This is a genomic window from Puniceibacterium sp. IMCC21224, assembly GCF_001038505.1.
In the GTDB taxonomy this organism is placed as follows: Bacteria; Pseudomonadota; Alphaproteobacteria; order Rhodobacterales; family Rhodobacteraceae; genus Puniceibacterium.
This window is the reverse complement of record NZ_LDPY01000001.1, coordinates 3,533,057-3,552,496: the sequence shown is the minus strand read 5'-3', so window position 1 is coordinate 3,552,496 and position 19,440 is coordinate 3,533,057. Positions and strand designations below refer to the sequence as shown.

15 protein-coding genes and 1 pseudogene are annotated in these 19,440 nt (G+C 61.5%); 3 read left to right on the top strand and 13 right to left on the bottom strand.

Features of this window, described 5'->3' with window-relative positions:
- Positions 1-47: 47 nt before the first annotated feature.
- The 7 genes from IMCC21224_RS16520 to IMCC21224_RS16490 all read right to left on the bottom strand — a co-directional run bounded on the left by IMCC21224_RS16520 (position 48) and on the right by IMCC21224_RS16490 (position 9,180).
- Positions 48-1,199: a Xaa-Pro peptidase family protein gene (locus IMCC21224_RS16520; RefSeq protein WP_047996275.1), complete on the bottom strand. Its 1,152-nt coding sequence runs from the start codon at positions 1,197-1,199 to the stop codon at positions 48-50.
- Positions 1,196-2,419 carry a M20 family metallopeptidase gene (locus tag IMCC21224_RS16515; protein WP_047996274.1) on the bottom strand — a complete coding sequence of 408 codons (1,224 nt, stop codon included), beginning with the start codon at positions 2,417-2,419 and terminating at the stop codon, positions 1,196-1,198. The genes IMCC21224_RS16520 and IMCC21224_RS16515 overlap by 4 nt, the downstream gene beginning before the upstream one ends.
- Positions 2,416-4,464, bottom strand: a complete 2,049-nt coding sequence (locus tag IMCC21224_RS16510; protein WP_197089215.1) for an ABC transporter ATP-binding protein — start codon at positions 4,462-4,464, stop codon at positions 2,416-2,418. Before IMCC21224_RS16510 ends, IMCC21224_RS16515 begins: the two co-directional genes overlap by 4 nt.
- Before the next feature lie 2 nt (positions 4,465-4,466).
- Complete coding sequence (locus tag IMCC21224_RS16505) at positions 4,467-5,294, bottom strand: ABC transporter permease (RefSeq protein ID WP_047996272.1); 828 nt, start codon at positions 5,292-5,294, stop codon at positions 4,467-4,469.
- Entirely contained in the window at positions 5,291-6,241 is a 951-nt protein-coding gene (locus IMCC21224_RS16500; protein WP_047996271.1) for an ABC transporter permease, read from the bottom strand. Before IMCC21224_RS16500 ends, IMCC21224_RS16505 begins: the two co-directional genes overlap by 4 nt.
- An 83-nt stretch (positions 6,242-6,324) precedes the next feature.
- Positions 6,325-7,887 carry an ABC transporter substrate-binding protein gene (locus IMCC21224_RS16495; protein ID WP_047996270.1) on the bottom strand — a complete coding sequence of 521 codons (1,563 nt, stop codon included), beginning with the start codon at positions 7,885-7,887 and terminating at the stop codon, positions 6,325-6,327.
- A gap of 51 nt (positions 7,888-7,938) precedes the next feature.
- On the bottom strand, positions 7,939-9,180 hold the full coding sequence (locus IMCC21224_RS16490; protein ID WP_047996269.1) for a M20 family metallopeptidase: 1,242 nt from the start codon (positions 9,178-9,180) through the stop codon (positions 7,939-7,941).
- A 107-nt stretch (positions 9,181-9,287) separates the two neighbouring features.
- Here IMCC21224_RS16490 and IMCC21224_RS16485 point away from each other — a divergent pair, with 107 nt between their 5' ends.
- Positions 9,288-10,088 (top strand): GntR family transcriptional regulator, encoded by an 801-nt coding sequence (locus IMCC21224_RS16485; RefSeq protein ID WP_053079013.1) that lies wholly within the window; start codon positions 9,288-9,290, stop codon positions 10,086-10,088.
- A 261-nt stretch (positions 10,089-10,349) separates the two neighbouring features.
- On the opposite strand, the gene IMCC21224_RS16480 is transcribed toward IMCC21224_RS16485, so the two are convergent.
- Entirely contained in the window at positions 10,350-10,835 is a 486-nt protein-coding gene (locus IMCC21224_RS16480; protein WP_047996268.1) for a TIGR02444 family protein, read from the bottom strand.
- 64 nt (positions 10,836-10,899) lie between these two features.
- Complete coding sequence (locus tag IMCC21224_RS16475; RefSeq protein ID WP_047996267.1) at positions 10,900-11,481, bottom strand: UbiX family flavin prenyltransferase; 582 nt, start codon at positions 11,479-11,481, stop codon at positions 10,900-10,902.
- A 172-nt stretch (positions 11,482-11,653) separates the two neighbouring features.
- Between IMCC21224_RS16475 and IMCC21224_RS16470 the strand changes: the two genes are divergently transcribed.
- On the top strand, positions 11,654-12,880 hold the full coding sequence (locus tag IMCC21224_RS16470; protein ID WP_047996266.1) for an FAD-dependent monooxygenase: 1,227 nt from the start codon (positions 11,654-11,656) through the stop codon (positions 12,878-12,880).
- Positions 12,881-13,050: 170 nt separating this feature from the next.
- Here IMCC21224_RS16470 and IMCC21224_RS16465 read toward each other — a convergent pair whose 3' ends face one another.
- Complete coding sequence (locus tag IMCC21224_RS16465) at positions 13,051-13,737, bottom strand: hypothetical protein (RefSeq protein WP_047996265.1); 687 nt, start codon at positions 13,735-13,737, stop codon at positions 13,051-13,053.
- A 416-nt stretch (positions 13,738-14,153) separates the two neighbouring features.
- Here IMCC21224_RS16465 and IMCC21224_RS26610 point away from each other — a divergent pair.
- A pseudogene (locus IMCC21224_RS26610) lies at positions 14,154-14,887 on the top strand (transposase).
- 213 nt (positions 14,888-15,100) lie between these two features.
- Here the strand turns inward: IMCC21224_RS26610 and IMCC21224_RS16450 are convergent.
- The 3 genes from IMCC21224_RS16450 to IMCC21224_RS16440 all read right to left on the bottom strand — a co-directional run bounded on the left by IMCC21224_RS16450 (position 15,101) and on the right by IMCC21224_RS16440 (position 19,437).
- Positions 15,101-16,276: an alpha/beta hydrolase gene (locus IMCC21224_RS16450; RefSeq protein ID WP_047996263.1), complete on the bottom strand. Its 1,176-nt coding sequence runs from the start codon at positions 16,274-16,276 to the stop codon at positions 15,101-15,103.
- 106 nt (positions 16,277-16,382) lie between these two features.
- On the bottom strand, positions 16,383-17,390 hold the full coding sequence (locus IMCC21224_RS16445; RefSeq protein ID WP_047996262.1) for a TAXI family TRAP transporter solute-binding subunit: 1,008 nt from the start codon (positions 17,388-17,390) through the stop codon (positions 16,383-16,385).
- A gap of 115 nt (positions 17,391-17,505) precedes the next feature.
- Positions 17,506-19,437, bottom strand: a complete 1,932-nt coding sequence (locus tag IMCC21224_RS16440) for a TRAP transporter fused permease subunit (protein WP_047996261.1) — start codon at positions 19,435-19,437, stop codon at positions 17,506-17,508.
- Between the last annotated feature and the right edge of the window lie 3 nt (positions 19,438-19,440).

Below are 19,440 nucleotides of genomic sequence, written 5' to 3'. Positions count from 1 at the left end.
ACACGTCGAACGCGAAAATCTGGAATATCGAGACGTCAAGCCGTCAATTATCCGCCATTTAACTGCTCGCCCGCTTCGAGGATGCGTCGCGGCGTGGATGTCAGGCGTTGGCAGCCGTCCTTGGTGATCGTAACCGTTTCGGACAGAGCGAGGCCGCGAGCGGTGGTGTATAGATGGAAAACCTGCCCTTCCTCGAATGTCCAGTCGGCGCCGGGATGCAAGCTTAGCGTTGTCTCAGACGAGCGGGGTGTCTTGGCATAGAGGCCAAGCTGATAGCCGGTAATGTTCGGATAGCTGTCGCGCAATCCCTCTGAGAGCATGGCATCGCGTAAGATCGCGTCGACATGTGCGGCCTCCGCTCCGGGGTGGATCGCGGCGAACTGGCGGTCTTGAAGGTCAGCCAAACGGGCCATTGTTGCGACTTGCGCGTCGCCCGGCGCTCCGATCGAGATCGACCGCATGAAGCGGGCAGAATAGTAGGACACGCGAGGCACAAGTTCGACATGCAGGATGTCGCCTTTGGCCAGCCGATCGTCGGCAAGGGTGGCATGAAGAAACCCCATGCCATGCCCGCTGTCATGCGCCCGGCGGGACACCGATATCGGTCCGACCCAGTAATCGTCTGCGCCATGGGTCAGGTAGTGCTGCGCCGCGATGGCAGCGGCATCCCGTGGGCGCATGCCTGGCGCAAGATCTGCAACGATCGCAGCCATTGCTGCATCGGCGATCTGTGCGGCAGCGGCAGTTTTCGCAATCTCTTGGGGTTCCAGCACCGCGCGGATTCGGTTGGATACCTGGTGAAGGTTCACGAACCGCGCATCCGGCAACAGGTCGGTTAGACGGTCGCGGGTGTAGGCGGTAAAGCCGTATGACGTGAAATCGGCACCGATCACAGTCGGAGAAAAGCGGCGCAGGACGTCCGCTACAACAGCGTGGGCATCGGCATCATCGGGGTATCCCATGACGTTGGGCACCCAGGTGGCGGCGCGGCAGGGCACCTCGTCAATCGCGCGCAGCACCCATACCGGATCGCTGTCTAGCGGCAGGATCACGCAGCGATAGAACGTTTCGGACACTGTATAGCCTGAAAGCCAGTGCAGCATTTCGCCATGATCGCACAGGAACACCTCGGCCCCTGCCGCGCGCATCTGGTTGCGCAGGGTTTCGACGCGGGCAGCAAAAAGCGCAGGAATAGTCATGCGTCTTCCAGCCCGCAGATTTCGGCGATGGTCAGGATATAGACTTTTACACAGTCGATGAACTGGGTCAGGCGCACGCGTTCGTCCGGCATGGTGTTGAACTCGCCACCCGGTCCGCAGACCACGCCCTCGATGCCCGCCGCAGCGAGGTGGGCGGCGTCGGTTCCATAAAAACACGAGGGCGCAATCGGCCCGGTTGGCTGGGGGGCGCCACGCACGGTTTCATACGCCTTGTTCACCGCTTGCACGATGGTCGCGTCGCGGGCCACTTCAAACGGGGGCATTTGCGGTTTGCCCTTGCGCTGATCATAGCTGCCAACCGTCCATTTCAGACCGGGATATTCCAGCTCCAACGCGCGCAGCAGGATGCGCATGTCGTCCATGACGCTTTCCACGGTTTGCGACGGGGCATAGCGGCAGGTGCCCAGGATCTTGGCGCGATCGGCCACTTGCGGCGGGCGCCATTCCTCGAAACCGTCGCCCAGTCCGGCGCGCAGCACACCGACATGACCGCGATTGACCTTGCGGTGATCGTCGGTTTTGGCGCCGGTGAAGGTCAGGTTGTTGATGCGCGGCACCAATGCGGCGGCGGCGGCCAATGCATCGCAGGCCTGTTCACGCTTGGACAGATGTCGGGTGCTGCCTGTCAGGTCGATCTGAAACGAAAACGCACCTGCGTGCAGCGTCATCGCAGCGATGTCGGTGGGTTCCGAGTTGACGAAGTAATCTGCGGTGACGCCCTGTTCCAGCATCCGAACCGTGCCGATCCCGCCTTGCAACTCTCCGACCACAAACGACAGGATCACGTCGCCTTTGGGCCGCAGCCCGGCCTTGAGGATGGTTTCCACAGCACACAAATAGGCCGCGTCGCCCGCCTTCATGTTCGAGACGCCGATGCCGTAAATAAACTCATTGTCCACGACGCCGCCCCAGGGATCGACGGTCCACCCGGTGGTCACCGGGTTGGTGTCGAGGTGGCCGTTGAACAGGATGCTTTTGCCGTTCGCTGTGCCCTTTAGCCGACCAATGGCATTGACCCGCTCGCCTTCGACCGGTTGCAATTCAGCGTCCAGCCCGATTTCGCGCAGGATATCGGCCATATGCGCGGCCAACGCCCGTTCGCCTTCGGTTTCAGAGTAGCTCTTGTGCTGCACCATGTCCTTGAGGCGCGCGATGCAGGCCTCTTGGTCGACGGATGCGATAAGGTCTTCGGGCGTCATTGCAGGGTCTCCAGTTCTTCGGAAAAACGCCAGATTGGCGGCATTGTGGCAAGCGTGCTGTCGTCGATGTGGCATAGAATTTCGTGATCCGGCGTGGGTCTGCGCCGGGGCGGTGGCTGGCTGTCGCAAATTGCGCCCAGATGGCGCGGACAGCGCGAGGCAAAGGGGCAGCCGGGCAAATCTTCGGTGCGTCGGGGCAGGTTACCGGTTAGACGAATGCGGCGGGTTTCGCTGTCGGGGTCAACGGAATGTGACGAAGACAGCAGCGCCTCGGTATAGGGGTGCCATGGCGCGGCATCCAGCGCGGCGACCTCGCCCAGTTCGACCATCTCGCCCAGGTACATCACCGCCACGCGGTCGGCGACGTGGCGCAGGATGCCCAGATCATGGGTGATGAACAGCAACGCTGCGCCACTTTCGGCCTGAATGTCCCGCAGCAATCGGGTGATCGCGGCCTGAACCGCGGCATCCAGCCCCGACGTGATCTCATCGCAGATGATGACATCGGGCCGGGCGGCGAGCGCGCGGGCAATGGCCACGCGCTGTTTTTCACCACCGGACAGCTGGTGAGGATACCGTTCGGCGTAATCTGCGGGCAGACGCACCCGTTCCAGCAGGCGCCCGACCTCGGCCGCGCGATCCTTTGGCGCCAGGTCCGTTCGAAACAGCTTGAGCGGTCGTTTCAGGATCGTGGCGATGGAATGGCGCGGATTGAGCGAACTGTCAGGGTTCTGAAAGATGGTCTGAACCCGCGCGCGCCATGCGGGGCTGTTTGGTTTGATTGGCTGATTGTCCAGCCGTGTGGCACCTTCATGGATCCGCAGGCCGGACAGCGCCCGGGCCAACGAAGATTTTCCGCACCCCGATTCGCCCACCAAGGCCAGAGTCTCGCCGCGCCGCACCCTGAAGGACACGTTGCTGACGGCGCGGACGCGCGGGCTGATTCTGCCCCGCAGGGTGTCGGTGAACCTTTGCTTGCCATAGCTGACGCTCAGCGCCTCAACATCGAGCAGGGCGATATCGCCACGCGGTGACGGTGGTGGTGTCGGCGCTTCAGGTGTGTGCAGAACCTCGCCTTGGGCGACGCGGGCACAGGCAACGCGGCGGTCGCAGGTATCGCTGAGACGGACCGGGGCAACGTCGCAGATGGCCGCGTCGTGATGCGGGCAAGAGCAGGAAAAGATGCAGGGCGGCATCTGTCCGCGCCGTGGTGCCGGCAGCGCGGCAGTACCAGCAAGACCGCGCCCCGTGCGCCCGTCTGAGGGGCGTGGCAGGCTTGCCATCAGCGCCTGAGTGTAGGGATGCTGTGGGTTGGCAAAGAGCGTCGAAACCTCGCCTTCTTCGACGATCCGCCCGCCATAGATCACCGCGACACGGTGGGCGATATCCGTCACGGTGCCCAGATCGTGACTGATGAACAGCGCAGAAACCCCGGTGCGGGCCTGCAGATCCCGGAACAGATCCAGCAGGGTGGCCGCCGTGGTGGCATCCAGCGCCGAGGTGGGTTCGTCGAACAAGATCAGTTCGGGTTCGCAGGCAAAGGCCAGAGCGAGCACGACACGCTGTTTTTCACCGCCCGACACCTCGTGCGGAAAACGATTTAGCATGGCCTGCGGATCTGGCAGGCCGACCATATCGATAAGCTCTAGCGCACGCTTGGTCGCGGCGTTGCCACGCAGCGTGGTGTGGCGTTCCAATGTCTCGATCAGGTGGTTGCCCAGCGTTTGCACCGGGTCCAGCGTGGTTGCGGCATTCTGAAACACCATGGCGATACGCCGCCCGCGCAGCTGTTCCAGGGCGGCCCCACCCAACGTGGTGATGTCCTGATCTCCCAGCAGGATCGCGCCATGTTCGGCGTGTACCACGCCAGGCAGGTCGCGGATGATCGCATTGGCCAGCGAGGATTTAGCCGAGCCACTTTCGCCGACAAGACCCAGAACCTCGCCCCGGCCGATGCGCAGCGAAATATCGTCCAGGATACGGACGGGACCAGACGGCGTGGTGTACCACAGGGCATAGTCGCGGATGGTCAGTGTGTCTGTCATGGTCATTCCGCGGTTTTGGGGTTGAGAACGTCGCGCAATCCGTCGCCCAGCAGGTTGAACCCGATGGCCACCAGCGCGATGGCGGCGCCGGGTGCAATGATGGGCCAAGGGCTGCGGAACAGGTGGTCACGCGCCTCGGCGATCATCAGGCCCCATTCCGGTGACGGGGGCTGTGCGCCAAGACCCAGGAATGACAAGGTTGCAAGCGTCATGATGGCAAAGGCCACGCGGATCGTCGATTCGACGATAACCGGGGCGATGGTATTGGGCAGAACCTCGGCCAGGACAATCCAGCCCAGCTTTTCGCCGCGGGCCTGTGCCGCCGCGACATAGTCCAGCACCCGGACCTGAAGCGTGACTGATCGGGCGATGCGCGCCATGCCGGGGGCAAAGGCGATACCGATCGCCAGCACCGCGTTCAATGCCGACGAGCCAAGAGCAGCAAGGATCATCAAAGCAAACAGCAGCGATGGGATCGCCATGATGGCGTCAATCACACGCATGATCACCTCGTCTGCCCACCCGCCAAGATACCCTGACAGCACACCGATGATGGCGCCAGATACAGTGCCGATCAGAGTGGCGAGGATGGCCAGCAGAACGGTAGACCGCGCACCGACTAGGATCCGCGAGAACAGATCGCGCCCGTACCAGTCAGTGCCGAACGGAAATTCGGCTGACGGCGCGGCAAAGCGCGCGCCAAAGTGGAACGTCTCGGGGTCATTCGGTGCGATGGTCGGACCCAGAATGGCCACGGTTAGTAGCAATGTGACAATCGCGGTGCCAAGCGCACCCTGCGGATTGCGGATGAGGGCGAAAAACGTCTTCATTCGAACTGAATCCTCTTGTCGAGCGCGGCATAGGCGAGGTCGGCCAGAAGATTGGCCAGCGCATAGGTCAGCGCCATGACAAGCGCACCGGCCTGCAACATCGGCAGATCCCTGTTCTGAATGGCAAGGATCAGCTGGCGACCGATGCCGGGAAAGGCAAACACCTCTTCGACCACGATGACGCCGCCGATCAGATACCCCACATCCAGCGCGATAACGGTGATTGCAGGCAGCATGGAGTTGCGCAGGGCATGGCGATACACCACCTGCCGCCGCGACAATCCGCGCAAACGGGCAGCGCGGACAAAATCGCTTTGCAAGGTGTCGACCATTTCGGACCGGACCATGCGGCTGATGTGCGCGATCAGAATAATGGCCAGTGTGATCACCGGCAGGGCGATGTGGTGCAGGGCATCCGCAAAGTCCTGCGAAAACGGCGTGTAGCCCGATGCCGGGAACAGCCCGACCGCCGGTCCGGCAAGCCAGGCAAGCAGCAATGTTGCAAGCACAAATTCGGGTAGCGAGACGCCAAGATAGCTGATCATAGACAACCCCAGATCGGGCCAGCGGCCCCGGCGGGTGCCTGCGATGACCCCCAGCGGAATGGCGATGACACAGACCAGCAGCAGCGACATCGCAGCTAGGATGGCCGAGCGACCAAAAGCTGCCATGACAGTCGGCCCCACCGGCTGACCTGTCCGCAGCGACGTGCCAAAATCGCCCTGCAGCACACCGCCCAGCCAGCGGGCGTACTGCACAAGGGCCGGATCGTTCAGCCCAAGTTGCGCATTCAGCGCGGCCAGCGCCGCGTCCGTGGCGTATTCGCCCAGGATCATCGTCGCGGCATTGGCGGGCAAAAGTTGTGTGACGCCGAAGATGATAAGCGAGACCAGCAACGCAGTCAGGGCCAGATAGGCGAGACGGCGCAAAAGGAAGGTGGCTGACATGGGGTCTCCTTGTCAGGCGGTGAGAGCGAAGATGTGCGAAGCGGCGGCAGGGAGGGGATCACCGCCGCTTCGGCTGTGACGGATCAGCGGGTGGGCGCGTCTGCGGCCAGTCCAACGGTATGTAGGGCATAATTCGCGCCGCGCGGGTTCTGCACGTAGTTTTCGACATAGTCAGCGCGCGCGCCAAGCAGATCAAAGAAGCACGGAACAAGCGCGGGAACCTCGTCACGCATCAGCTTTTGCGCCTGTGCATAAAGATCGGCGCGCGTGGATTCGTCTGTGGTCTGATCGGCCTCAAGGACAAGCGCGTCGAAGTCGGCATTGTTCCAGCGGGTTTCGTTCCAGCTGGCTTGCGAGGTGAACAGCAGGTTAAAGATGGTGCCCTCGGTCGGCTGCATGTTGTAAAAGCCGACGTAGAATTTGCCCTTTTTCCAGACCTGATCCAGATAGGTCGGATGATCCATCGTCTGCACCGCGATGTCAAAGCCGCCGGGTTGCGCCATTTCGCGCAGGACCACGGCCATCGCTGACCGGTAGCCCGGCTTGGTTGATGCAATCAGCTCGATTTCGATCCCGTCGGGATAGCCTGCTTCGGCCAGCAGCGCCTTGGCTTTTTCGGGATCGTAGCTCCTGAGCGGAGCCTCGGAATTATAGCGATAGGCCGAGTTGACCGGGGTGTCGTTTCCGGGGGTGCCATAGCCTTCGGCCACCAGTTCCACCATCGCCTCGCGGTCAACACAGTAGGACAGCGCCTCGCGGACCTTTGGGTTGTTGAATGGTTCGACGGTGCAATCCATCACAACGTCAAGGAACCGGCCGGACGGTGTGCGCAGGCCGGTCACGCCGTCACTTTCGGCGATGCGGGCATAGTCGGTCGGCTGGATCTCGGTCAGGATATCGACCTCGCCGGCCAGCAGTGCGGCGGCGCCGCCCGCGGCATCTGGAAATGTCTTGACCTCGACCCGATCAAGATAGGGCTGACCGTCGATGAAATAGTCGGGGTTCCTTTCGACAATCGCGACGTCATCCGGGCGATACTCTGCCAGACGGAACGGGCCAGAGCCAAGCGGGGTCTGCATCAGGCTGTCGAAATCGCCCTCGATGACTGAGGCCGGCAGCACCTTGGCGGTCGGGTAGGTCAACGCGACCGGCAGATCGGCATAGGGCGAGGATGTGCGGATGATCACGGCAAAGTCGCCATCCGCGACCACTTCGGCGATCGGGCCAAGGTTGCGGCTGCCGGGCGCGGCTGTTTCAGGATCAAGCAGCTTGGCAAAGGTCGCGACGACATCAGCCGAGGTCACCGGCGCGCCGTTTGAGAACACGGCGTTCTCGCGCAATACGAAATGCCACTCTGTGGCGTCGTCATTGGCGCTCCATTCCGTCGCAAGGTCAGGTTGGGCTGACATATCAGCCGCAAGCATGGTCAGGCCGGAATACAACAGCTCGCCCAGTAGGTATTCAGAATTCAGCCGGGACAGCATCGGGTTCAGGACCGACGGCGTGATGTTCAGCGCCAGGCGCAATGTGCCGCCGGGCTGAATGTTTTGCGCCTGTGCCATTTGCACGAGGCCAGGCATGGTAGCCAGAGTAACCCCGGCGGCACCGGCTTTCAAAAAGCCGCGGCGATTGAGATGAGATGTCATGGTAGGTTCCTTCTGCTGGTGTAGGCCCCGTCTTTGCGCGGGGTGGTGGGGTCAGGGAATATCGGCCAGAAAATATGCGATGGCGTCGGAAAGTTCGCACAGGTCCTGGACCGTGGTGAATTCGTCGGCGGCGTGCACGTTGCGATCTGGCCTCGAAAGCCCGCCCAGCAGCATGTGACGCAACCCGGCCTTTTGCACCCAACCAAAGTCTGACGAGGTGCCCGAGCCGTAGCGCGTGAAGGCGGACTCTGGCAGGTCAAAGGCGCGGGCGCGGGCGCGCGTCCACCGACCAGTGGCGGAGCCATCCGGGTCGGACACCGGCGGCAAGTGCCCAGTGACCTGCATTTGCCAGTCAAGCGCGGCGCTGGTGTCCAGTTGCGCGGCGATGGTGGCGCGGATTTCTTGCAGCACTGCAGCCTCGTCCTCTTCGGCGGTATAGCGGCGATTGATAGTGAACTGGCACGCTCCGGGAATGGCAGACCCCTTGTCGCCCGCATGGATTGCGGTGATGTTCAACCGGGCCCGTAGAGGCCCGTCCACCCAAGGAGGCGCGGGGAGGGCGGTTTCGCGCAGCTCCACCTCGTACTTGAGATCTTGGAGCGATAACATTACCGGCAAGGCGATCTCGGCGGCATTGACGCCGCGCTGCGGTTCGCCCGAATGGCTGGCAAGGCCAGTTATCGTGACGGTAATGTCATAGGATCCAACACACCCGGCCCAGATGCGCGGCTCGGCAGAGCCGTTGAGGTTAAGCAGCACGTCCGGCAGTCGGGTGGTTTCGGCCAAATGGCGAATGCCGGGATAGCGGCCACCCTCTTCGTCGGTGCAAAAGGCCAGCACCGGCCGGTAAACCATGTTGCCCGCGCCGCTGTGTGACAACCTGGTCAGCGCATCATGCACTGCGACGATTGTGCCCTTCATGTCGGCAGTGCCGCGGCCAAGCAGCTTGCCATTCCGGTTGGTCACAGTGAACGGCGGCACCGACCATCCGTCGCCCGCAGGTGCGGTATCGGTATGAAAATAGATAAGCGCCTCGGGGAGCCCCTTTGTACCGGGCAGATCGGGCGTGAGCAGCAGATTTATCCGCGCGCCGGACAGGCCGGGGCCGTGCCAAAGGTCGGTCGGTACTTCGACGCGTGTGGCGGTGCCGCCAAACGTGGCAAACTGAGTTTCGATCAGATCGGCGAAGGCACCATACCCGTCACCAGGCGGCATCGGTGTGGCGCAGGCGACCAATCGAGAGAGCGCCGCCATCATGCTCTGAACATCAGGAGCAGGGAGGTCATCGAACATTGTATCTGATTCTTGTTTTCTCATATCTATATAGAAATACAGATAGACGTCACAACGCAAGTGTGATTTCAGGTTAAATATCGGGCGAGTTGTGAACGGAGACCCCTATGACGGACAGAGAGACGCCTGCCGATGATCAAATAGACACTGACCAAATAGACGGTGACGGGCTGACAAATGACCTTGTGAGGGCGCCGTTGCATGAACAGGTCAAGGAACGCATCCTGCGCCGGATCATTCTGGGTACCTGGGGTGAGGGCCATGTGCTGCCGCCAGAGACCGAACTCGCCCGGCAATTTGGTGTGTCATATGGCACAATCCGCCGCGCTATGACGGATCTGACCCATCAGGGCGTGATCATGCGCCGTCGCAAGACCGGCACCGTCGTGACCGGACGGACGCCGAACCACACGATGTCGCAATTCTATCGCTACTATCGATTGCATTCCAATGATGGCGGGTTGGTGACGTCGGACACCCGGATGATTGATGTTTGCCACCGCGCTGCCACCCCTGCCGAGGTCGAGCGGCTGGAGCTGCGGCAAGGTGCGCCGGTCGCGTTTATGCGTCGCCAGCGCATGCATGACGGGCGGATCGTCATGGTGGATCGCGTGACTTTACCGCTCGCACATGCGCCAGATTTCCCGTCTCAGATCGAGGAGGTGCCGGCGCTGTTGTACAAATGGCTGCTAGAGAACCATGGCTTGCGCATCGCCGCAGTGCGAGAGCGTCTCGCCGCGCGTTTGGCGACATCCGAGGATTTGCAGTTGCTGCATTTGCCTGACGCAGGCGTTCGCGCGGTGCTGGACATCGACGCTGTGTCCTATGATTCGATGAACCGCCCGTTGGTGGCGATTCAGCACACGGCACTGACCGAAGATCACTGCTATATCAACGAGATCCGCTGAGTTCCGGCGTCGGATACGCCGTGGGCAAAAGTTGAGACATGAGTGTACATATAGAATTCTGAGAACCCGATACGGGAATTGATCCGGTAAACAGAGAACAAATTTGGCCGGCAGAGCGCCCGTTGCCCGGTGATCAAACCGATTAAAAGGTAAATATTGCACACAACGACATTCTTTGACGCCGTGAACCGCGTCGCCTGACCAGTCTGCCCCGACATCGGACGAGCCGAAGCTGTATCCGGCCCGCACAGTCCCGGGCGCCTAGGCCGGTGGTAGCACCCGTTCCGCGGCTGCTGCCAGACGCGCGAGGATGGCGTCTTCGTCGGGGGTCAGATCGCGGGAGGCAAAACGGTCGGCGGTCCGCCGCAGCGCTGTTATCGGGTCAGCGACCCCCGGTCGCAATGTCAGGGTTGCCAAGGTATCCAGCTGGATCTTTTCCGCCGATAGTTCTGCCGCCTTGACCTTGTCGCGCAACGCTTCGGTCACGGGGCAGGGGGCGGGGGCTGGCCCCTGTTTCAGCTGCCGTCGCACCGCACGCAGCGGTCTGACCACCTGATCCCGCCACGGGGATGCCAACGCGTCAGCCGCGTTGAGCGTGGCAGCATCGACCACATGGCCCGACACGGCAGCCCATGCCGCCCAGAGCAACAGCGGCACATCGATGTCCAGCGTGTCCTGCACCCGCAGGCAATCGGCGCTGATGCCGTCCTGACCGTAGGTTTCGATGGCAAAGGTCCACAGGTCCATGAGGTCTCCGATCAATGGATGCGAAATATATGTCCCGCATGACGATGCGACATGCGGTGCCGCGCTAATCTGCCTGAGCGTCCTTCCAGCGTTTGACCGCGCCGGTGTCGATGTCGAAGAGGTCCAGCGCCCGTCCGACGGTATGGCTCACCATCTCGTCCAGAGACGCCGGACGGCTGTAAAATGCAGGCACCGGCGGCATGATGATCGCTCCGGCCTGCGTGACGGTCGACATCAGCGCGATGTGTCCGGCATGCAACGGCGTTTCACGCAGCATCAGGACCAGCCGACGACGCTCCTTGAGGCAGACATCCGCCGCCCGCACCAGCAGCTGGTCGGCATAACAATTGGCGATGCCCGACAGCGTCTTGACCGAACAGGGCGCGACCAGCATCCCCTCGGTGCGGAACGACCCCGACGCAATCGAGGCGCCGATGTCGCGGAACGAATGCAGCACGTCAGGCAGCGCGCGCAGTTCTTGCGAGGTCATGTCGATTTCGGTCTGTGCCGTCAGGAACGCTGCGGGCGAGATCACCGCGTGCGTCTCGACCCCCTCGATCTCGCGTAGCATCTGTAGGCAGCGTACGCCGTAAATCACGCCCGAAGCTCCGGTAATTCCGACGATAATCCGTTTGTCCGCTGGCACGTGGCGCTCCTTGTTCGGGTTTTTTAGGCATCGCACGTGCCGCCGCACGCGTCCAGATTAAATGATGCGTATATTTGACAATAGCAAATTTCATTTTTATATGTAGAATAATCTTGGCGGGTCGGCAATGTCCGGCCTGCGTCAGAAAACTGTACGCACAGGGAGTTTCGGCGTGGAGAAAGAGCAGCATGTTATCATCGCAGGGGCCGGAATTGGCGGGCTGACCGCAGCGCTCGCCCTACTGCGGCGGGGCATCGACGTCGATGTGTACGAACAGGCCGCCGAGTTGAAGGAACTTGGCGCCGGGATTCAGATGGCCGCGAATGGCACCCGGCTGCTGATCGAACTGGGGCTCGAAGAGGCGCTGTTGCCGATCGTCAGCCTGGCGGCGGGCAAAGAGGTGCGGATTTGGAACACTGGCCAGACTTGGAAGCTTTTTAACCTCGGCGAAGATTCGATCCGTCGGTTCGACGCGCCCTACTGGATGGTGCATCGGGGCCAGCTTCATACGGTGCTGATGAATGCGGTCGAGGCGCTCAAGCCGGGTGCGATTCACACCGGTGCGCGTGTCACCGGCTATACGCAGGGCGCGGGCGCCGTGACGCTGCACATCGACGGTCAACCCGACGCAACCGGCACCATTCTGATCGGTGCCGACGGCGTGCATTCAGTGTTGCGCGAACAGATTTCCGACAGCCCCAAGGCGCAGTTTACAGGGCTGATGGCCTGGCGCGGTCTGGTGCCGATGGATGCGCTCCCCGAGGAATTGCGCCGCCCCGTCGGCACCAACTGGATCGGTCCGGGCGGTCATGTGATCACCTATCCGATCTGTTCTGGCGATTACCTGAACTTTGTTGGTTTGGTCGAAAACCCGGAATGGACCCGCGAAAGCTGGTCCGAGGCCGGCACGGTCGACGAAGCGTTGGCCGATTTCCAGGCCTGGCACCCGCTGGTGCAGGAGGTGGTGCGCAACCTCGACACGCCGTATCGCTGGGCGCTGGTCGGGCGCGCGCCGCTGACCAACTGGACCGACGGTCGCGTCACATTGATGGGCGACGCCTGCCACCCGACGCTGCCGTTCCTGGCGCAGGGCGCGATCATGGCGATCGAGGATGGCGTGGTGCTGGCCCGCTGCATCGAAGCCTTTGGCGATGACCCGCAAAAGGCGCTCAGCACTTACGAAGACCTGCGCATCGAACGTACAACAGCGATTGTCAACGGCTCGAACGCCAACCTTGACCGGTTCCACAACCGTGCGTTGGCCGATCCGATTCAGGCGGCCGAATATGTGGAACGCGAATGGGCGCCGGAAAAGGTACGGGTCCGCTATGACTGGCTGTTCGAATATGACGCCAACACTGTGCCACTGACGCCCAAGGCGACGCTTCAGACCGCCTGACCCGACCGAGGGCAAACGACAAAGCGCGAAGGTGCCAAACTCCTCACCAGAAGTCACGACAATCGGGCACTCTGGTGAGGAAACCTACGAAATGACCGCTTTGAGCCGAAAGTGACAAATGCCGCACCTTGCACGATTGCTCGGTTTTCAGAATCTCAGGCGCTGAAACCTCAAACACTGTCTTCTGTGAACTCTACAAAATCAATCATACCCTCTGGTGCGAGAACTGGATCTCTATTCCTGTGATCGTTATCAAACACAAAGTCTTCGCCAGTTTCGTACAGGTAGCGAAGCCCCGCAAGAAAAGGATCTCGCGTGCTTTTCGGTAGTATGTTGTATTCTGCGGCAAGTCTGCGCCACCTAAATTCGAACCAACCAGCGTTGTCTCTTCCCTGAATGGCATTGGCGATAAGAAGCGCCGTGCAGGGAACAAATCCCGGAGCGTTTTGCTCATACGAGACGAGTTCTACGACCTCGCTTGGATACCACGAATCGTCTATTGGGAATAAGCAAGTATCATCTGCAAGTACCGTTTCAAGCGCCTCAAGTTGCCGCCCGGTTCTATCGCCATAATCCGCCGCAGCAACAGACTTGCGTGTTGGCAAATCCATGGTGCGCGCAATGGCACAGAGCTTGGGCAGGATCAGATCGGCAGATCGCGTCAATCGGCTTACATCGGGCAAAAGATACTCTGCTGGTTCGTGCTGAGAAGAGAGGTCTTCCAGCTTATCGAGGCCCCGTAAAATTGCAGAGCGCAACCTGTTTTGCCCCCGGCGCAGAGGCTCCACCGCAAAATTCGCCATTTCCTTTGCATCGCCCCACCAGTGACCCCTCTGAAGATCATTGGCAACGATCATTGGCAACGATCATTGCGACCGCAATGTTCGCATCCTCGCCCGCGTCCACGGCCTTGGATACAAGCGTTCCAAAGCATGTTGAATCGAAGTCACTCTCAAAGCGACACGATTGGTTGCGGACAACCGCAGGAAATGCCTCGCCTCCTGCGCGCACCAAGCGCGCGTCCTCAAGTGACTGCAACATCCAAATTAGGTCGAAAGTAGCCTGTGCCTGACGAAAATCGAATTCCTGGCGCTTTAACATAGACATTCAACTCCGCAACGAGACCCCGTTGTAAGTCCGGTTCCCATGGGGATACATGTTCGCATTTAGACGCTCGTATCGAACGGCAGTAAAGTCCGGATACTGTTGAAAAAGTCTGTTGATTGGATTTCGATGTGCTGATTCACTCTTTTTGAGAGTTGAGGGCGTGGCGATGATGGGACCGAGGCAAGTGGCGCAGGGCGCGCTGTTTTACGAGTTCTCCATAGATGGGTTTGTGCCGCAGGATCACCCGGTGCGTGGGATTGGTCGCTTCTTGGATCTGAAAGGTGTGCGGTCGCTTCTGGCCCCGTTTTACAGTTCACATGGCCGTCCTTCGATTGACCCCGAACTGATGATCCGGATGCTTTCGCTTGGCTACTGCCAGGGGATCAGGTCCGAGCGGCGGCTGTGCCAGGAGGTTCACGTCAACCTGGCCTATAGATGGTTCTGCAGGCTCGATCTGGCTGACCCTGTTCCGGACCATTCAACGTTCGCCAAGAACCGCCACGGCCGTTTCCGCGAAAGCGGCCTGTTCCGGCATCTGTTTGAGACGGTCTTGCAGCGCTGCATGGATGAAGGACTTGTTGGGGGTCACAGCTTTGGCGTTGATGCCTGCCTGCTCAAGGCGCAATGTTGCCCCACACAGCCTGCCAGAAAAGTGCTGAGATCCATCCACGAGGCGGCAAGAGACGTCGCTCGCGACATTCGCAAAACCGACGCCTACATGACTTCGTTCATGCAAAGGCGAAAGGTCGAGATGCTGTTTGCTCATCTCAAACGCTACATCGGCCTGCGAATGATGCGGCTCGCGGACCCAAAGGCGCAACCGAACAATTTCAACTTGCAGCAACCGCCCGGAACCTCCGGAAACTGGCCAAATTGGTGCCAGTACCGGTGCCAGGGTGAATCGGGATGGTATTCGGTCTGTTCCGAAATCTCATCAAAACCATTCAGCCTTCGACTTTTTCAACGATATCTCCACACTGCTGACACTGGGCCAAGTCGCGAACTCGCAGAGATCCGCGAGAGGGTGGGGCGGTGCATGTTAAATCAGGAAATGGTTTTGCTCGGGTGACAGCGGGCTTTGCAGCGTTATCGGTCGGTGGTTGATCGGCTGACTTATGTCAGCAGATCCCGCGTTCGCGACCAGTCCAGAACTTCGGCCACGCAGCGCGCCAGCAGCTCGGGCTGGCCGAGGTAATAATGCGTGGCCCCGTCGATCTCGACATAGGTCTTGTCTGCGGTGGCTAGCGCGTCACGGATCGCCGGGTTGTGGCTGGCAGGGACAGCGTCATCAGCCTGATTGACGATCTGCAACACCGGCGTGCGCCGGATTCGCGCCGCGTTCAGCGGACCGCGCGCGTTGGATAGATCATAGGCCCACTGGCTGAGCCAGGAGCGCAGCGTCGCGAACCGGCCCAGACCCACCGGGCCGACATTGACCGTTTGCGGCACACCCATATAGCACCAGCCGGGCTTGCGCCCGTTCGGGTCGATGGCAGGGTCCAGCCAGCGCACGTCGCACATGGTGCGGTGGGTGATAAAGGGCCGCTCGACCTCGTCTCCGCCGCGGGCCTTGAGGTCGGCCAGCATGTCCTGCGCCGCTTTGGTGATGCGTCGGTTGCGGGCGCGCTGTGCATCGCGGAAACGGGCGATGAATTCGGGCGAAAACGGTGGTTTGTTGGGGCAGTCAGGGCTGTAGATGTCCAGTTCGAGATCGCGGTCGTCCGGGTTCATCTCGTCCCGCACCGACGGGTCGAGCCATTCAGTCATGGTCTCGGCACGGCTGAGATGGGCGGCGATGAAGATCACCCCGTCTGCCGGGATCAGCCCGGCGGTGGTCAGGTCGACCGGGTCGCCTGCGGGGGTGTGGGTGATGGTCGGCGCCTCGGCCTGTGCCTGATAGAACAGCGACAGCGATCCGCCGCCGGACCAGCCAACCAGCACCACCCTGGCATAGCCCATCACATCGCGTGCGTGGCGTATCCAGGCGCCCAGATCCAGCACCACCTTTTCCATGATCAGCGCGGTGTCATTGCGGGCATACCGGCTGGCGGCGCAAAGAACGTGCACCCCGGAATCCGCCAGTGCCATCGGCATCGGCAGCAGTTGCAGGGTCGATGTCGGATGCATGAAGATGAACACCGTGTCCGAGGGCATATCCCCGGCCAGCAGCTGGCCTTCGAGATTGACCTTGCCGGAATTGCCGGCAAAGCCGTAAACCTCGGTCGCCTTGGTCGCTTCGGTGTAGGTCACGACACAGGCGCGGCGCTGCCACAGGGTTTCTTCGGTCATTCCATCTGCTTTCTGTTATGGCAAGGTCGGGACCGGGTGCGATGCATCCCCGCACGCCCGAAAATGAAAAAGGGCCGGTGACGCTACGCGCCCCGGCCCCATGCGATCAGCTGGCGGCGGCGGCCAGCAGCTTGTCCTGGCGGGCCTGATCCTCGTCGGTCCAGACGCCCTTGGACTTGTAGAACGCGACCGCAGCGGGATGGTACGGCATCACCGGCGCATTGGTCACTGCGTTGTCATTGGTGAAGCCGCGCATCGACGGATGCACGTCGAACAGGTCGTCGGAATGGTCCCACAGCGCCTGCAACATATCGGTCACCATCTGGTCCGAAGCCGCGCTGGCCGAGACCAGGTAGCTGTCATACGACAACAGCCGGGTCGGCCCGACGATGCCCGGTGCGACGCCGTCTTGCGCCACGGCCATCCGGGCCCCGGGAAAGACAATTTCCTGATAGATCGCCGCCTCTTCGCCAGTTTCGGGCACCGACAAATAGCGCACGCCGATCTGAGTGTCCGCTTCGCGTGCGCGCGGCTGGCCGACCGACGCCCAGGTGGCATCGAGCCGATCCGCGACCAGCGCATCCAGTCCGTCGTTGGCCCCGGACACCGGTACTTCGGTCACGTCATCCCAAGTGTAGCCCGCCACCTTGAGCGAAGCAGTCAGCGAGTTGTTGATCGACAGGTGACCGCCGAAATCCGACGACACGCGCGCGCCCTTGAGATCGGCATAGCTCTTGATCGGGCCATCGGCCCGCACCGCAAAGCCCAGCATCAGGCTGGCACCGCCGGCCCGGATCACGCGCAGGTCGCGATAGGCCTTGCCGGCCTCGTTTTCGCCGCTGAACGCCTGAAAGGCGCTGTTGGCCGACATCATGCCGAACGGCACTTCGCCGTTGTTTACGATTGGCGCCCAGGCGGCGGGTCCGGCATAGGGTCGCACGATGACGTTCAGCCCGCTGTTCTGGCTGACCACCTTGGCCACGCCCGAGCCGACGGTGTTGAACGTCGTGCCCTGTTTGTCCGTTGCCATCGCGATGGTCTGCGCCTGCACGGCGGCAGTGCCCAGCGTCAGGCCGACTGTCGCGGCGAGAATGGTAATTCTTGCAAGTTTCATCTGTTGTAACCTCCCAGTTGTTCGTCGTGTCGGGCGGCCCTCTCCTTGGGCCGCGCGACTGTGTTGACCCCGATCAGGGCGGGGCATTGGTATGCGGGGCTCGCCGGATCGCGGCTCAGGCCCGGTTGGGGGTGCTGCGCAGGCGCGCGACGGCGAACCATTCGACCAGCGCGATCAGCACGCAGACCGCCAGACCGCCCAGGTTCATCATCTCGCCCAGCTGGCTGCCAAAAGGTGACATCATCCCGACAAAGCCAGCCCCGATCAGTGCCACCCGGAACACCGGGTTCAGCGGGCGAAAGAGATAGCCGACCAGCCCTGCCGAAATCGCCGTCAGCCCCAGCACCGCCGACGCCACGGCCCAGGCGATCTCAAGGAACGTGCCCTCCATCAGCAGGCCCATCGAGAACGGAAAGACAAAGGGCAGCAGATAGGCGGCGACGCCGTAGCGCATTCCGACGATGGCGGTTTTCCAAAAGTTCGCGCCGGCGATTGCCGCCGCAGTGAACGAGGCGAAACAAACCGGCGGCGTGATCATCGACAACATGCCCATGTAAAAGATGAACAGATGCGCCGCCATCCGGTCGACGCCCAGATCGACCAGCGCGGGTGCCACCAGCACCGCAAGCATGGTGTAGATCACCGCCGTCGGCAGGGCCATGCCCAGCACCACGCAGATCACCGCTGTCATCAGCAGGATCAGCAGCACGCTGTTGCCCGCCAGCGCCAGCAGGATTGACGACATCGAATAGGCCAGCCCAGCCAGCTGCAGCGCCCCGATCACCAGACCGGCAATCGCTGTCAGGATCAGAATGCTGGTGACGGTCCGTCCGGTATCGACCAACGCGCCAAAGATTTCGGCCCGGTTGGGCCGCGCCCGTGGGTCGATCATCCCGACCAGAAGCGCCGCCGCAGCAGCAGCCAGTCCGGCCTTGCCTGGTGCCCAAAAGGCGAACATCACGCCATAGATCAACACGCCCAGCGGCACGATAAAACCGAACCCCCGTTTGAGCGTTGCAACAAACCGCGGCAGGTCGGCCACGGAGATGCCACGCAATCCGCGCTTGCCCGCCTCAAGGTCGACCTGAACAAAGACCGCGACGTAATAGAGCAGCGCAGGCAGCAATGCCGCCAGAACCACGTCGCTGTAGGGCACCGACAGGAAATCCGCCATCAGGAACGCGGTGATCCCCATCACCGGCGGCATGATCTGCCCGCCGGTGGACGACACCGCCTCAATCGCGGCGGCCTGTTCGCGGGGGTAGCCGGATTTTTCCATCATCGGGATCGAAATCGGGCCAACCACTGCGACGTTCGACACCGCACTGCCCGACACCGTACCGAACAGCGTTGAGGCGGCGACCGATACCTTGGCCGGGCCACCGCGATACTTGCCCATCATGCACAGCGCGAGATCGGTGATAAAAGTGTCACCCTTGGTTATCCGCAGCATCGCCCCAAACAGGATGAAGGTGACGATGGTATTGGCCGCCACGTCCAGCGGCAGGCCGAACAGCGCCGTGGTGTCGAGGTAGGAATAGATCACGATCCGTTCCCAGCTGGACGACGGCACGGCAAAGATCCCGGGCATCATCCCGCCAAAGCGCGCATACAGCAGAAAGAACACCGCCACGATGATCAGGGTCCAGCCGATCAGCCGCCGTACTGCCTCGAATATCGCGAGGATCAGCAACGCGCCCAAAGCGATGCGCAGCGGCTCCAGCCCCGACATCTCGTAGATCAGCCAGTGATAGTTGATCACGACATAGAGCGTTCCGGCCAGCGATATCGCGACCAGTATCCAGTCGTACCACGGCACGCGAGCGCCGTTTTCGCTGCGCCGGGCGCGGATGTTGACGAACACCGCTGTCAGACCCGACGCCAGCATCAGCCCCAAAAACTGTTCCTTGTAGATCAGCACGCCGATCCAGCGCTGTACCTCGACCGCCCAGAGCGATGCGAGCAGCACGGGCAGCAAAAGCGCCCCCAGCCCCAGTATTTTCTCGGCGCCGTGCAGATCACGCCATTTTGAGGTATTGTCGGACATGTT